Below are 14,713 nucleotides of genomic sequence, written 5' to 3'. Positions count from 1 at the left end.
ATGCGTGAAGAACTGGAACTGGCCGCCGCCGTACAACTCGTACGCGACGAACTGCAGCGGGCCGCGGCCGCCGGAGCCCGGTCGGGGATCCGGTTCGAAGTGGGCACGGTCGGCATGGAGTTCGCGGTGGAGATGCACCGGGACGCGAGCGCAAAGGCCGGCTTCAAGGCCTGGGTGGTGTCGGGTGAGGCGCAGGCGAGCGCCGGGCGCTCCCGGACCCACACCGTGTCGGTGACCCTCGTGCCGAAGCGGGCCGACGGCACGTCCGTCGAGATCTCGCACGACCAGGACCCCCTGGACGAGGCCGCGGACGACGTGGACGGCGAACCGGCGGCCCTGTTCACCCCGCCCTCCGCGTCCTGAACCCCGTCGCGCGAGGACCGGACGGCCTCTCATGAACCGCAACCGCCTGGTCGCCGTCCGCGCGACGGTCAAGGGCAAGCACGCGCGCCTCAGTTCCGGCTGCGTGATCGCACCGCACCTCGTCCTGACGGCGGGCCACGCCCTCCAGCCGCAGACCGCCGCGCTCGCCCCCGGCGGAGCCCATGTACAGGTCCAGCTGTTCGGCGACCGGCGGCTCGTCCCGGCCCGCGTCGCCTGGGACGGCCGCCCGGCCGGGCTCGACGCGGCGGTGCTCCGGATCGCGCCCGAGCACTGGCCGGCGGACGCGGGCGGCTCCCCCGTCCGCTTCGGCCGGTTCGTGACCTTGGAGGCCGGCCGGCCCGCGCACACGCTCGGCTTCGCCCGGGTCCAGGGCGTTCGGCGGCCCGAGGGCATGGAGACGGCACAGGTGTCGGGCACGGTCAGCCCCGGCGACGGAATGCTGGGCGAGCGCTGGGAGCTGAGCGTCGACCGGGCCCCGGCCGCGCTCGAGGCCTCCCCGTGGAGCGGCCTGTCGGGTGCGGCGCTGTGGAGCGGGCCGCTGCTGTGCGGCGTCGTCACGGTCGACCTGGCGCACTGGAAGCACGGCAAGCTGGAGGCCGTACCGCTGCACGTCATGCTGCGCGACCCGGAGTTGCGTGCGCTGCTCCACCGGGAGCTGGGCAGCGCGCCCGTCGCCGAAGCCGTCGAGCTGGAGGCGCTGTGCGAGCCGGCCGTGCCGCTGCGCGCGCCCCGGCTGCCCTCGGAGCTGCTGCGCCCGCAGGCCGAGGTGGTCGCCTTCACCGGCCGGACCGACGAGCTGCGGGAGTTCGCGCAGTGGTGCGAGGAGGGCGGGGGCCTCGCCACCCGGCTCATCACCGGCCGCGGCGGGCAGGGCAAGTCGCGGTTCGCCCGTGAGCTGTCGGCGCGGCTCGCCGCCGACGGCTGGGTGACCGCGCAGCTGCGCGAGTCGGACGCGGACCGGTCCGAACTCCTGCGCTCCCTCAAGGCGTTGACGACGGTCGACCACCGGATGCTGCTGGTCATGGACTACGCCGAGACCAGTCCGGAGCTGGTCGGCACGGTCGTCGAGACGCTGGAAGCACGCGGCGGACACCATCCGGTCCGCATGGTGCTCATCGCACGGAGCGCGGGCGAGTGGTGGGAGCAACTGCCCGGCGCCACACCGCGCAGCTCCGGCGTGCTCGGCGGGGCCGACACCGTCGAACTCAGCGACGTCGCGGGCTCGTACGGCGCCCGCGTCGACATGTACCGCGGCGCCGTCACCGCGCTCGCCCGCCGCCTGCCCGGTCTGCGACAGCTGCCGGAGTACGCCCGTGCCGACTGGCCCTCGGTGGCACGCTCGGTACTGGCGCAGCCCGCCGCCGACCTGGCGAGCGGCTCCGCGCTTCAGTTGCAGATGCGGGCCCTGCTCGACCTGCTGACGGCCGCCGACCGGCAGACCAGGGCGGCCGGAGCCCGGCCCCGCCCCGCCCGGCAGCAGCGCGACGTCCAGGCCGAACTCCTCGACCACGAACGGCGGTACTGGAAGCGGACGGCCGGGGCCTGGGCCGCACTCGACGGGCTCGGGACCGGCGTCCTGGCCGACGCTGTCGCGGCGGCCACCCTCACCCGGGCCGACGACATGGAGCACGCACGCGCCCTGCTCGGCAGTCTCCTCGGCCTGGGCGCCGAGGTCGTGGACGCGCTGATCGAGTGGCTGTGCACGCTCTACCCGCCCGCCGAGGGAGCGTGCTGGGGGGCGCTCGAACCGGATCTGCTCGGTGAGTACCACGTCGCCCTGCGGATCAGGGACAACGCCGCGCTGCTCACCGGACTGCTGCCGCGGCTGACCGGCCGTGCGGCCGAGCGGGCCCTGACCGTGCTCGCCCGGGCGGCGGCCCAGCCCGCCTGCCCGTGCCCGGACCTGCCCGAGCGCGTGGCGAAACTGGTCGTGGCGCACCCCGAGTCGCTCGCGGTGCCCGCCGTGGTCGTGGCGGGCCGCTCGGAGAACCCCGGCTTCCTCCTCGACGCCCTCCAGCGGCTGGCCCGGCGGCGCGACCTGCCCCTCGACCTGCTGGAGACCCTGCACGCGGCGGTGCCCGACCGCAGCAGACTGCTCGGCGAACAGGCCCTCGGTCTCGCCCAGCGGCTGGCCCGCGCCCACCGCCGCCGGCTGCGGCTGTCCGGCGGCGACCTCGCACTCGCTCCCGCGCGGGCCAAGGCCGGCCTGGCCCGCGCCGAGCACAATCTCGCGGTCCGGCTGTGTTCGGTGCGCCGCTGGTCCGACGCGGTGGAGTCGAGCAGCCGGGCCATCCAGCTCTACCGGGGGCTGAGCCGCGGCGACGCGGCCGGGTACCTCCCGCTCATGGCCGAGTCCCTGGGCGTGCGATGGGGCGCGCTCTCCGAACTCGGCCGCCACCAGGAGGCGATGGCGGACTGCGCGGAGGCCGTGCGGGTCAACCGGCGCCTGGTGGCCGACGCGAAGGCCGCGCGCACCCCGGCCGAGAGCATGGCGCACCGGGCCCGCCTGGGGCAGGCGCTCAACAACCTCTCGGTGGTGCTGGCTTCGCGTCAGCTGGCGGCCGAGGCGCTCATCGTCAGCCAGGAGGCGGTGCGCATCCTCGACGACCTGGCGGAGGAGCGGCCCACCCGCCACCATCTCGCCCTGCTCGCCGCCGCGCTGCACAACACCGCGAACCGGATCGTGCTCGGCTTCGACGTCGTGTCGGCGGAGGCGGCGGACCAGGAGGGCCTGCGGGCCGTGACCCGCGCCGTGCTCATCCGGCGCAGACTCGCCCAGGTCCAGCCGGACGCCTATCTGCCGGGCCTGGTGGAGTCGCTGCACAATCAGGCGCTGGAACTCGTGGCGCACACCTCGTACCAGGGGGCGTGCGAGGTGATCGACGAGTGCCTGCGGGTCGCCCTGCAACTGGCGGAGAACCAGCCGGTCATCCACCGCCCGACCCTGGCCCGCGTCCTGCGCAGCAGAGCCGTGGTGTTCGCCGCCGCGGGCCGGCGCAAGGAGGCGGTCCGCAGCGCGGTCACGGCCGTCCTCCTGTACCGCCGGCTCGCCCGCGGGCCCGGGGAGTTCGACGACGTCATCCAGGCGCTGCTGCGCGAGATCGCCGACCTGACCCTGTTCGCGGGTGCGAGCGCCCTCCAGTGGCTGGAGCTGACGCGCGAGGCGGACGCCCTGGTCGCCGAGGGCCGCGCGCGGACCCACCGCGCCTGGCTGCGCCGCACGCGCCGGGCCCGGGCCCGCGCGCGGCTGCGGCAGTGGGCGGGGATCCGGCTGCGGGTGAGCCTGCGCCCCTTCGAGGCCGAGCTGCGTGTGCCGCCGCTGGTCCCCGTGCCCGAGGTCGATCCGCGCCGCGAGGATCAGGAGGCGTTCCGCGCCGTCCTGTCGGGCGAGGAACTCAGCGACATCCTGACCGGTGCCAAGGCGCCGGCGCTCAGGGATCTCGAAGCCATGTACGAGTCCCTCGGCTTCACGCCTCTCCCCTGAGCGGTCCGCTCCCGCTCCGCGTTCGCAATGCGTGCGGCAGCTTTCGCTCAACGGACGAATTCCGGCCAACCTGCGATCACGTACATGACATGTACACCCCTCAACTGCCACAGTTTTCCCGCACGCCCCGTACGACCCGCAAGACCAGTACGACCCGCACCACCCGCACGGCAAAGCTCACCCCCCCCACATCCCACAAGGAGCTTTCTTCGTGACCCCCCACATATCCCGTACGTCCCGCAGGACAACTCTCGCCATCGCCACGGCCGTTGCCGCCGGCGCGCTCCTCTCCACCGCCTTCACCACGACCGGCGCCTCCGCCGAGCCGTCCGCGCCCGCGGCCACCCCACTGGCCCTGAGCGCTTCCGCCCGCGCCGACCTGATCAAGGACGCGAGCGCCGACTCGGCAGCCACAGCACGCGAGTTGAAGCTCGACTCGAAGGAAAAGCTCGTCGTCCGTGACGTCGTCAAGGACCGCGACGGCACGACCCACACCCGCTACGAGCGGACCTACGACGGCCTCCCGGTCCTCGGCGGCGACCTCGTCGTCCACGAGACCAAGGCGGGCAAGCGCGAGGGTGTGACCCGCGCGACGTCCAAGTCGATCGACGTCGCCACCACCGGCGTCTCCCTCAAGGCGGCCCCGTCCGGCGCCCGCAAGGTCGTCTGGGCCGCGACCGGTACGCCGAGACTCGCGTACGAGAAGGTCGTCACCGGCACGCAGAAGGACGGCACGCCGAGCAAGCTGCACGTCATCACGGACGCAGCGACCGGCAAGAAGATCTACGAGTACGACGCGATCCACACCGGCACGGGCGAGTCGCAGTACAGCGGCAGCGTCGAGATCGGCACGAGCGGCTCGGGCTCGTCCTTCTCCCTGACGGACGCGACGCGCGGCGGCCACTCCACGTACGACCTCAAGCACGGTTCGTCCGGCAAGGGCACGCTGTTCACCGACGCCGACGACAAGTGGGGCGACGGGACGACGAACGACGCGGCGACCGCCGGCGTCGACGCGGCCTACGGTGCCCAGGTCACCTGGGACTACTACAAGAGCGTGCACGGCCGCAGCGGCATCAACGGCGACGGCAAGGGCGCCTACTCCCGGGTCCACTACGGCAACGCGTACGTCAACGCGTTCTGGGACGACAGCTGCTTCTGCATGACGTACGGCGACGGCGACGGCAACGCCAAGCCGCTCACGTCGATCGACGTGGCCGCGCACGAGATGAGCCACGGCGTCACGGCCGCGACGGCCGGCCTGGTCTACAGCGGTGAGTCCGGCGGCCTGAACGAGGCGACGTCCGACATCTTCGGCACGTCGGTCGAGTTCTACGCGAAGAACGCCTCCGACGTCGGCGACTACCTCATCGGCGAGAAGATCGACATCAACGGCGACGGCTCCCCGCTGCGCTACATGGACAAGCCGAGCAAGGACGGCTCGTCGCTCGACGCCTGGAAGACGGGCGCGGGCAACGTCGACGTCCACTACTCGTCCGGCATCGCGAACCACTTCTTCTACCTGCTCAGCGAGGGCAGCGGCAAGAAGACGATCAACGGCGTCGCCTACGACTCCCCGACGTCCGACGGCTCCACGGTCACCGGCATCGGCCGCGACAAGGCCGAGAAGATCTGGTTCAAGGCCCTGACGACGTACTTCACGTCGAGCACCAACTACGCGAAGGCGCGCACGGGCACGCTCAGCGCGGCGTCCGACCTGTACGGCGCCGACTCGGCGGAGTACAAGGCCGTGGCGGCGGCCTGGGCGGGCGTGAACGTCAAGTAGCGGTACCGGTACGGGTGGTGTGGCCGGGCGGCGGAGCGAGTGCGCCGTCCGGCCACAGCACGCACGGACACCGGCCGAGGTCACCGCATCAACACCCCACCCCCCTCACTCACCTCCTCCGAAGGCACCGTCACGAGACCCGTCTCCGCCGGCGACGCCAGCAGGCGGTGCGTCGGCAGGATGCGGACCGTGTAGCCGTAGGGGCCCGTGCGGTCCAGGGAGAGGGGGCCCTCGTACGACCAGCGGCCCTCTGCGTCGGGGCCCGCGACCGGTTTGAGGGGGACCGTGACGCCGTCCGCGATGCGGTCCTCGCCGTCGACGCGGCCCGCGACGGCCTGGACCTCCACGTCGTCGGGGGCCAGCTCGCCGAGCGCGACGCGGACATGGAGGGCGAGGGTCGCGCCGAGTTCGGCGGCGGGCGTGGCCGCCTCGACGTGGTCGACCGCGACGCGCGGCCACGCCGCCCGGATGCGGGTCTTCCAGGACGCCAACTCCCGCGCCGCGTCGGGGGTCATGGCCCGGTCGGCGTGCGCGGCGGGGGTGTAGAGCCGCTCGACGTACTCGCGGACCATGCGCCCGGCGAGGACCTTCGGGCCGAGGTGGGTCAGGGTCTGGCGGACCATCTCGATCCAGCGGTCGGGCAGACCCTCGGGTCCGCGTTCGTAGAAGCGGGGGGCGACCCGGCGCTCCAACAGGTCGTAGAGCGCGGCCGCTTCGAGGTCGTCGCGGCGGTGCTCGTCGGTCGCCGTGCCGTCGGCCGTGGGGATCGCCCAGCCGAAGTCCGGCTCGAACCACTCGTCCCACCAGCCGTCCAGGACGGAGAGGTTGAGGCAGCCGTTGAGCGCCGCCTTCATGCCGCTGGTGCCGCAGGCTTCGAGGGGCCTGAGCGGGTTGTTGAGCCAGATGTCGCAGCCGGGGTAGAGCTTCTGCGCCATCGCCATGCCGTAGTCGGGCAGGAAGACGATGCGGTGGCGCACGCGCGGGTCGTCGGTGAAGCGGACCAGTTCCTGGACGAGGCGTTTGCCGCCGTCGTCCGCCGGGTGAGCCTTGCCCGCGACGACGATCTGAACGGGGCGTTCCTCGTCGAGAAGGAGCCGCATGAGCCGGTCCGGGTCGCGCAGCATCAGCGTAAGGCGCTTGTAGGACGGGACGCGGCGCGCGAAGCCGATGGTGAGGACGTCGGGGTCCAACACGCCGTCCACCCAGCCGAGTTCGGCCGCGCCCGCGCCGCGCTGGCGCCAGGAGGCGGCGAGCCGGGTGCGGACCTCGTCGACGAGTTGGGCCCGCAGTGACCTGCGCAGCTCCCAGATGTCCTGGTCGGGGATGTCGCCGACGGCGTCCCAGCGGTCCGAGCCGCCGACCGACAGGGCGTCCTCGGTGCGCCGTTCGCCGATCTGGCGGGCGCCGAGCCGGAAGACCTCGGGGGCGACCCAGGTCGGGGCGTGCACCCCGTTGGTGACGGAGGTGATGGGGACCTCCTCGGCGTCGAACCCCGGCCACAGGCCCGCGAACATGCCGCGGCTGACCGAGCCGTGGAGCGTGGAGACGCCGTTGGCGCGCTGCGCCAGCCTGAGGCCCATCACCGCCATGTTGAAGACGTTCGGGTCGCCGCCCTGGTACGTCTCCATGCCGAGGCCGAGGATCCGCTGCACGTCGAGGCCGGGGAGTTCGGCGGCGGAGCCGAAGTGCCGGGCGACGAGCTCGCGGTCGAAGCGGTCGATGCCGGCCGGGACGGGTGTGTGCGTGGTGAAGACGGTGCCGGCCCGGACGGCTTCGAGCGCGGTGTCGAAGTCGAGCCCGTCGGCGGTGAGTTCGGCGATCCGCTCGACGCCGAGGAACCCGGCGTGGCCCTCGTTCGTGTGGAAGACCTCGGGGGCGGGGTGGCCGGTGATCCGGCAGTACGTGCGCACGGCGCGCACACCGCCTATCCCGAGCAGCATCTCCTGGAGCAGCCGGTGCTCGCTGCCGCCGCCGTACAGCCGGTCGGTCACCTCGCGTTCGTGGACGTCGTTCTCCTCGACGTCCGAGTCCAGCATGAGCAGCGGCACCCGGCCGACCTGCGCCAGCCAGACGCGGGCGAGCAGCCGTCGCCCGCCGGGCAGCGCGAGCGCGACGTGCGCGGGCGTGCCGTCGGACTCCCGCAGCAGCGCGAGGGGCAGCTCGTTCGGGTCGGTGACCGGGTACGTCTCCTGCTGCCAGCCGTCCCGCGACAGCGACTGCCGGAAGTAGCCGTGCCGGTACAGCAGTCCTACGCCGATGAGGGGCACCCCGAGGTCGCTGGCCGCCTTGAGGTGGTCGCCCGCGAGGATGCCGAGGCCGCCGGAGTACTGCGGAAGGGCGGCGGTGATGCCGAACTCGGGCGAGAAGTAGGCGACGGCGGAGGGGGGTTCGGCGCTCTGCGTCTGGTACCAGCGGTCGTCGTGCAGATAGCCGCGCAGATCGTCGGCGACCTCGCTGAGCCGGGCCAGGAACCCTTCGTCGGCGGCGAGTTCGGCGAGCCGGGCGGTCGGCACGCTGCCGAGCAGCCGCACCGGGTCGCCGTCGGACGCGGCCCAGACCGCGGGGTCGACGGCGGCGAAGAGATCACGGGTGCCGGCATGCCACGACCAGCGCAGGTTGCGGGCCAACTCGTGGAGCGGGGCGAGTGGTTCGGGCAGGACCGGGCGGACGGTGAATCGACGGATGGCCTTCACGGATCCGGTTCCCCTTTCGCGCGTTCAGCGGGGGGTGTCGGCGGTCGGTCGGGGGTTTTCCGTGGGCGTACGTCGTCGTACGGCCCTGGCGTCACCCCCCGACGGTAGTGGGCCGGGCAGCCGCGGGCCACGGCGCGCACCGGGAGCACGGTGCGCGCCGCTGTCGCGTCAGGCGATGGCGGCGCCGGTACCGCGCGCCCCGCCGATGTAGTCGCCGAGCCCCGCGTCGTCGTACACGGAGATGTCGACGTACGCGCCCTCGGGGATGTCGTAGTCCTTGACCACGTAGTCCATGACGGCGTCGGTGCCCGGCGCGGTGACCGTGCCGAGGTTGTGCGTGGTGCCGCCCGACGTGTACGAGATCTGCACGTAGAACGTGTCACCGTCGTTCTTCGTGTCGTACACCCACAGCTTCTCGTCGTTCGGGTGGAACTCGACCTTGCCGACGAACGAACCGCCCTGGTTCAGCTCCAGCTTCACGGCGTAGCCACCCGCGTCGTACGCGAAGTACGTGCCGTCGAACGGGTCGTCGAGCGTGCCGCCGCTGCACGGACAGCCGTCGGTGTCGCGGTAGTAGGAGCTCACGGCCGGGTTCGGGCTGTACGCCTGCGCCGGGACGGCCGCGGCGCCGAGCAGGGCCCCCACGGCGAGCGCCGCTGTGCTGAACAGTCCGGCGAGCCGTCGTGTCGCTCTCATCAGAACTCTCTCCCCATGTCGGTCTTCACGTGCGCATCAGGCCGCCGCCCGACGATCACGGACAGCAGAGCAACGATGACAGACCGTACGGCCCCGCGGTAGCGCGCGCCCCGGAGCTCAGCGCTCGACGCTCGCGCCGGGCGGCTCCGTCAGCAGCCGGAGCACGACGGGCGCCGCGCCCTCGGCCACGACCAGCTCCGTCACGTCCCCGCCGGGACCGCGCAGCAGCAGCGACACGGACCCGGGGAGGCCGGGCGCGGCGCGCCGCTCGACGCACCTGAAGTCACCGCGCGCCAGCGCGAGTTCGCCCCGCCCCATCTCGCCCCACCAGCGCGGCTCCCCGTCGTTCACCCGCAGCCACCCGTGCCCGAGGACCCGGTCGGCCCCGCCCGCTCCGGCGGGCCCGCGCACCGCGCACGGCAGGGACGCGGGCAGGCCGGCCTCGGCCCTGGCCAGGTCGCGCGCGTCGGCCCGGGCCCGGCGGCGCAGCACGAAGGACGTCACTGCGCGCCCCGCCGTCCGGTCCAGAACCCATTCGACCGGTGCGGTCAGCAGGTCACCCAGCACACGCCACCCCCGCGGCAGATCCGTTCACTCACCCCGTACGACGACGAAGACGCCCCGCACCCGGCCACCGTTCCCGTCCGACCACTCGGCGCTCACCTCGCCCCGCGCACCCGGCGCGTCCGCCCCCGCATCGAGGAGCCGCACGAATTCCGGCCGTACTTCACCGGCCGCGTCCTCGATCCGGGCCCGTACGGTCCCGTCCAGTTCCCCGTCCACGCTCTGCGCGTGCGCCGGGACTTCACCCTTGAGCAGGGCGGTCACCTGCGCGAGCAGGACCGGGTCGCGGGTCCCGTCGTAGACCCAGCGGTCACCGAGCACCCCGTGCACGAGGGTGCCGACGAGCGCGTCCGCGGGCGCGTCGGGCAGCGGGGCGCCCCGGTAGGTCATCGGCACGTGGTACGTGACCGGCCGCGGCCCCGAGGAGTCGGTCACGGCCATGAACTCCATGCCGACCTCCCCCGCCGGGTCGTCCAGACGGAAGCCGCCGGACTTGGCCAACTCCGGTGCGCCGGACCCCTGGTACCAGGGCTGCTTCGGGAGCCAGTCGGCCAGGAGTTCCAGCTTGGTGGGCTTGAGCGTGGTGTGGTGGATGATCGCCATGCCGCCATCCTCACGCACTCGGCCGAATTCCGCCGCAACCTTTACCGCCGCTCCACGGGCGATATGGCCGATTCCGCCCCCTCGTACGCCCTTGTGGCACTTCACACCACACGGAAGGCTGCCAACTGGCGTGATATTGCGCCGAGTTGAGGAGGGGAACTCATCCATGGCAGTGACCGTGCCAGTGACGCGGACGCGGCGGGCCCGCTGGGCCGGAGGGCTCACCGCACTCGCCACGACCGCAGTGATTTCGGCCATCACGCTGCCCGCTCAGGCCGCCCCCGCACAGGGACGGATACTCGGCGCCGGCGAGCCCGGCGCCGTGGCAGGCAGCTACATCGTGACGTTGAAGGGGGGAACGAGGGCCCCGTCCGAGGCGGGCAAGGACCTCGCCGAGAAGTACGGGGCGAAAATACGCCACACCTACAGCAAGGCGCTCAACGGATACGCGGTGAAGGTCGACGAGACACAGGCGAAACGGCTCGCGGCCGACCCCGACGTCGCCTCCGTCGTCCAGGACTCCGAGGTCGCCTTCGACCACACCCAGAAGAACCCGCCCTCCTGGGGGCTCGACCGCATCGACCAGAACGACCTGCCGCTCGACACGTCCTACACCTGGCCCGAATCCGCGGGCGCCGGCGTGACCGTCTACGTCATCGACACCGGCATCCGCACCACCCACCAGGACTTCGGCGGGCGGGCCTCCAGCGGCTGGGACTTCGTCGAGAACGACGCGGTCGCCCAGGACGGCAACGGCCACGGCACCCACGTGGCCGGCACCGTCGCGGGCGAGAGCCACGGCGTGGCGAAGCAGGCGCACGTCGTCGGCGTCCGCGTCCTCGACGACGAGGGCTCCGGCACCACGGCCCAGGTCATCGCCGGGATCGACTGGGTGACCAAGAACGCGCGGAAGCCGGCCGTCGCCAACCTGAGCCTCGGCGGCTACGCCAACGCCCAACTCGACGCAGCCGTACGGAACTCCATCGCGTCCGGGGTCACGTACACGGTGGCGGCGGGCAACGACGGGCTCCCCGCGGACTTCTACTCACCGGCCCGCGTCAAGGAGGCGATCACGGTCGGCGCCACCGGCCGGAACGACGCACGTGCGAGTTTCTCGAACTGGGGTACCCGCCTGGATCTGTTCGCACCCGGAGTGGACATCACGTCCGCCTCGTACGCGAGCGACACCGGGAAGGCCACCTTCTCCGGTACGTCCATGGCGTCGCCGCACGCCGCGGGCGCGGCCGCGCTGTATCTCGCCGATCACGCGGGGGCCACGCCCGCGGAGGTGAGCAAGGCACTCGCCGACCGGGCGGTGCCGGGCAGGGTGACCGGCGCCGGGATCGGTTCGCCCAACAAGTTGCTCCAGGTCAACAACCCTTGAGGGAAAGGTGAATTCATGGGCCGGTCCCGTCTCTCGGAGCGGGGCCGGTCTTGTGTGTGTGCTTACGCGCGAGTAGTTAACAAAGCACCGGATTGCCCGCCGGACGAGCGTGGAAGGCTCCCCCGGTACGCCGTACGGCACCATCGCACGACCCCGTTTCCGCAACCCCCGAATCCTCCGCGGACAGGAGCGGTCATGCCCGCACATCCCGCCATGCCCCCCGAGCCGTCGTCGACGCCACCGGAGGGGTCACCGGCGCCCGAGAAGCCCGTGAAGAGGGCGGCCGAGCCCGTGAAGAGGGCGGCGAAGAAGGTCCCGCCCCAGGGCGCCCCCAGAAAGAAGGCCACCACGGCGAAGACCACGAAGGCCACGACGACTCCGAAGACCACGAAGGCAGCGAAGACCGCGAAGGCGACCAGGACCACGCAGACCACAAAGGCCGCGAAGACAACCAAGGCCACCAAGGCCACGCCCACCACAAGGGCCGCGAAAGCCACGCAGTCCTCGACACCCACGTCACCCGCGTCACCCACGTCGGCCTCGTCGGCCTCATCGCCCACGAGGCCTCCGAAGACCTCGGAGACGTCGAAGGCCCCGGCCGCCAAGGCCCTCGCCGCAGAAGCGACGGCCGCGAAGACCCCCACCGCGGAAGCCCCGGCCGCGACATCCCCGGCCCCCGAATCCGCCCCGCCCCCGTCCCCGGCCCCCACCATCGGCCGCATCCCCATCCGCGACGTGCGCCCGGTGATCGACCACGGCCGGCGCCCCGCGAAGGCCGTCGTGGGCGAGACCTTCCCGGTCACGGCGACCGTGTTCCGCGAGGGCCACGACGCCGTCGCCGCGAACGTGGTGCTGCGCGGCCCCGACGGCCGTACGGGCCCGTGGGCGCCGATGCGGGAACTCGCCCCCGGCACGGACCGCTGGGGCGCCGATGTCGCCGCCGACACGACCGGGACCTGGCACTTCCGGGTCGAGGCGTGGAGCGACCCGGTGTCGACCTGGCGGCACACGGCGCAGATCAAGATACCGGCGGGCATCGACACCGAACTCGTCCTGGACGAGGGCGCGTTGCTCTACGAACGCGCCGCCGAAGGCGTCCCCGAACAGCTGCGCGAAACGGTTCTGCAAGCCGCCGCCGCGCTCCGCGACCCCGGCCGCGCCCCGGCCGCCCGGCTCGCCGCGGCCCTCACACCGGACGTCGACGAGGTCCTCTCCCGGCACCCCCTGCGCGACCTGGTCACCGCCTCCGACGAGTGGCCGCTCCTCGTGGAGCGCGAACGGGCCCTGTACGGCGCCTGGTACGAGTTCTTCCCGCGCTCGGAGGGTGCCGTGGTCGAGCCCGGCAAGCCTCCGGTGAGCGGCACGTTCGCCACGGCCGCCGAGCGGCTCCCGGCGATCGCCGCGATGGGCTTCGACGTCGTCTACCTGCCGCCGGTCCACCCCATCGGCACGACCTTCCGCAAGGGCCCGAACAACAGCCTCTCGCCGGGCCCCGACGACGTCGGCGTCCCCTGGGCGATCGGCTCGCACGAGGGCGGCCACGACGCGATCCACCCCGACCTCGGCACGCTGGACGACTTCGACGCATTCGTGTCCCGGGCAACCGGGTTGGGCCTGGAGATCGCCCTCGACTTCGCGCTCCAGTGCTCCCCCGACCACCCCTGGGTGCAGAAGCATCCGGACTGGTTCCACCACCGCGCGGACGGCACCATCGCGTACGCCGAGAACCCGCCCAAGAAGTACCAGGACATCTACCCGATCGCCTTCGACAGCGATCTGCCGGGTCTTCTCGCCGAGACGACCCGGGTGCTGCGCCACTGGATGGCGCACGGCGTCCGTATCTTCCGGGTGGACAACCCGCACACCAAGCCGGTCGCGTTCTGGGAGCAGGTGATCGCGGACATCAACCGCACCGACCCGGACGTGATCTTCCTGGCGGAGGCGTTCACCCGCCCCGCGATGATGCACACGCTGGCGCAGACCGGCTTTCAGCAGTCGTACACGTACTTCACCTGGCGTAACACGAAGCAGGAACTCACCGAGTACGTCGAGGAGTTGAGCGGTGAAGCGGCCTCGTACATGCGGCCGAACTTCTTCGTCAACACCCCTGACATCCTGCACGAGTTCCTCCAGCACGGCGGCCGTCCGGCCTTCGAGCTGCGGGCCGTGCTCGCCGCGACGCTCTCCCCCTCGTGGGGTGTCTACAGCGGCTACGAACTGTGCGAAAACACCCCGCTGCGCCCCGGCAGCGAGGAGTATCTGCACTCCGAGAAGTACGAACTACGGCCGCGCGACTGGGAGTCGGCCGAGCGCGAGGGGCGCACGATCGCCCCGCTCATCACCGCGCTCAACGACGTCCGGAGGCGCAGCCCCGCCCTGCACGCCCTGCGCCCGGTGCACTTCCACCACGCCGACAAGGACGAGGTGATCGTGTACTCGAAGCGGGCGGGCTCGAACACGGTTCTGGTGGTCGTGAACCTCGACCCGCACCACACCCAGGAGGCCACGGTCTCGTTGGACATGCCGCAACTCGGGCTCGGCTGGCACGAGTCCGTGCCGGTGCGCGACGAGCTCACCAGCGACACCTACCACTGGGGCAGGGCGAACTATGTGCGCCTCGAACCGGGCCGCACGCCCGCGCACATCCTCACCGTCCTGCGACCGTCCACGCCGCGATGAATTCTCTGGCAGACCAAGGGATTTCGGAGGGTCACCCACACCATGATCATGAATGAGCCCGTCCCGGACACCTTCGAGGACACCCCTGCCAAGGACCGGGACCCCGACTGGTTCAAACGCGCCGTCTTCTACGAGGTGCTCGTCCGCTCCTTCCAGGACAGCAACGGCGACGGCGTCGGCGACCTGAAGGGCATCACGGCCAAACTGGACTATCTCCAGTGGCTGGGCGTCGACTGCCTCTGGCTCCCACCCTTCTTCAAGTCCCCCTTGCGGGACGGCGGTTACGACGTCTCGGACTACACGTCGGTCCTGCCGGAATTCGGCGACCTGGCCGACTTCGTCGAATTCGTGGACGCGGCGCACCAGCGCGGGATGCGCGTCATCATCGACTTCGTCATGAACCACACGAGTGACCAGCACGAGTGGTTCCAGCAGTCCCG

General features: G+C 72.1%; 10 protein-coding genes. 6 read left to right on the top strand and 4 right to left on the bottom strand.

All coding sequences use genetic code 11. The features are described from left to right. The 3 genes from AB0L37_RS27685 to AB0L37_RS27675 all read left to right on the top strand — a co-directional run bounded on the left by AB0L37_RS27685 (position 1) and on the right by AB0L37_RS27675 (position 5,654). A complete protein-coding gene (locus AB0L37_RS27685; RefSeq protein ID WP_365510944.1) occupies positions 1-363 on the top strand; it encodes a trypco2 family protein in 363 nt (120 codons plus the stop codon). A gap of 31 nt (positions 364-394) precedes the next feature. Continuing rightward, on the top strand, positions 395-3,868 hold the full coding sequence (locus AB0L37_RS27680; RefSeq protein ID WP_365510942.1) for a serine protease: 3,474 nt from the start codon (positions 395-397) through the stop codon (positions 3,866-3,868). A gap of 211 nt (positions 3,869-4,079) precedes the next feature. After that, complete coding sequence (locus tag AB0L37_RS27675) at positions 4,080-5,654, top strand: M4 family metallopeptidase (RefSeq protein WP_365510939.1); 1,575 nt, start codon at positions 4,080-4,082, stop codon at positions 5,652-5,654. A gap of 80 nt (positions 5,655-5,734) precedes the next feature. Here the strand turns inward: AB0L37_RS27675 and AB0L37_RS27670 are convergent, their stop codons facing one another. From AB0L37_RS27670 to AB0L37_RS27655, 4 genes are all read right to left on the bottom strand, one after another. Next, positions 5,735-8,347, bottom strand: coding sequence for a glycosyltransferase family 1 protein (locus AB0L37_RS27670; RefSeq protein ID WP_365510936.1), 2,613 nt, complete (start codon positions 8,345-8,347; stop codon positions 5,735-5,737). Positions 8,348-8,515: 168 nt separating this feature from the next. Continuing rightward, positions 8,516-9,043, bottom strand: coding sequence for a hypothetical protein (locus tag AB0L37_RS27665; protein ID WP_365510933.1), 528 nt, complete (start codon positions 9,041-9,043; stop codon positions 8,516-8,518). Positions 9,044-9,160: 117 nt separating this feature from the next. Then, positions 9,161-9,610, bottom strand: a complete 450-nt coding sequence (locus tag AB0L37_RS27660; RefSeq protein WP_365510930.1) for a hypothetical protein — start codon at positions 9,608-9,610, stop codon at positions 9,161-9,163. Positions 9,611-9,634: 24 nt separating this feature from the next. Further along, positions 9,635-10,210 (bottom strand): 1,4-alpha-glucan branching protein, encoded by a 576-nt coding sequence (locus AB0L37_RS27655; RefSeq protein WP_365510927.1) that lies wholly within the window; start codon positions 10,208-10,210, stop codon positions 9,635-9,637. Positions 10,211-10,376: 166 nt separating this feature from the next. On the opposite strand from AB0L37_RS27655, the gene AB0L37_RS27650 reads away from it, so the two are divergent. From AB0L37_RS27650 to AB0L37_RS27640, 3 genes are all read left to right on the top strand, one after another. After that, the gene (locus AB0L37_RS27650; protein WP_365510924.1) at positions 10,377-11,594 is read left to right on the top strand and encodes a S8 family peptidase; all 1,218 of its coding nucleotides are present in this window, start codon (positions 10,377-10,379) and stop codon (positions 11,592-11,594) included. A 195-nt stretch (positions 11,595-11,789) separates the two neighbouring features. Next, positions 11,790-14,273: an alpha-1,4-glucan--maltose-1-phosphate maltosyltransferase gene (locus tag AB0L37_RS27645; protein WP_365510922.1), complete on the top strand. Its 2,484-nt coding sequence runs from the start codon at positions 11,790-11,792 to the stop codon at positions 14,271-14,273. 42 nt (positions 14,274-14,315) lie between these two features. Further along, the coding region (locus AB0L37_RS27640; RefSeq protein WP_365510919.1) for an alpha-amylase family glycosyl hydrolase at positions 14,316-14,713 on the top strand (398 nt) is incomplete at its 3' end.

The sequence above is a fragment of the Streptomyces sp. NPDC052225 genome, from assembly GCF_040679615.1.
Taxonomy (GTDB): Bacteria; Actinomycetota; Actinomycetes; order Streptomycetales; family Streptomycetaceae; genus Streptomyces.
This window is presented reverse-complemented; position numbering and strand designations above follow the sequence as displayed.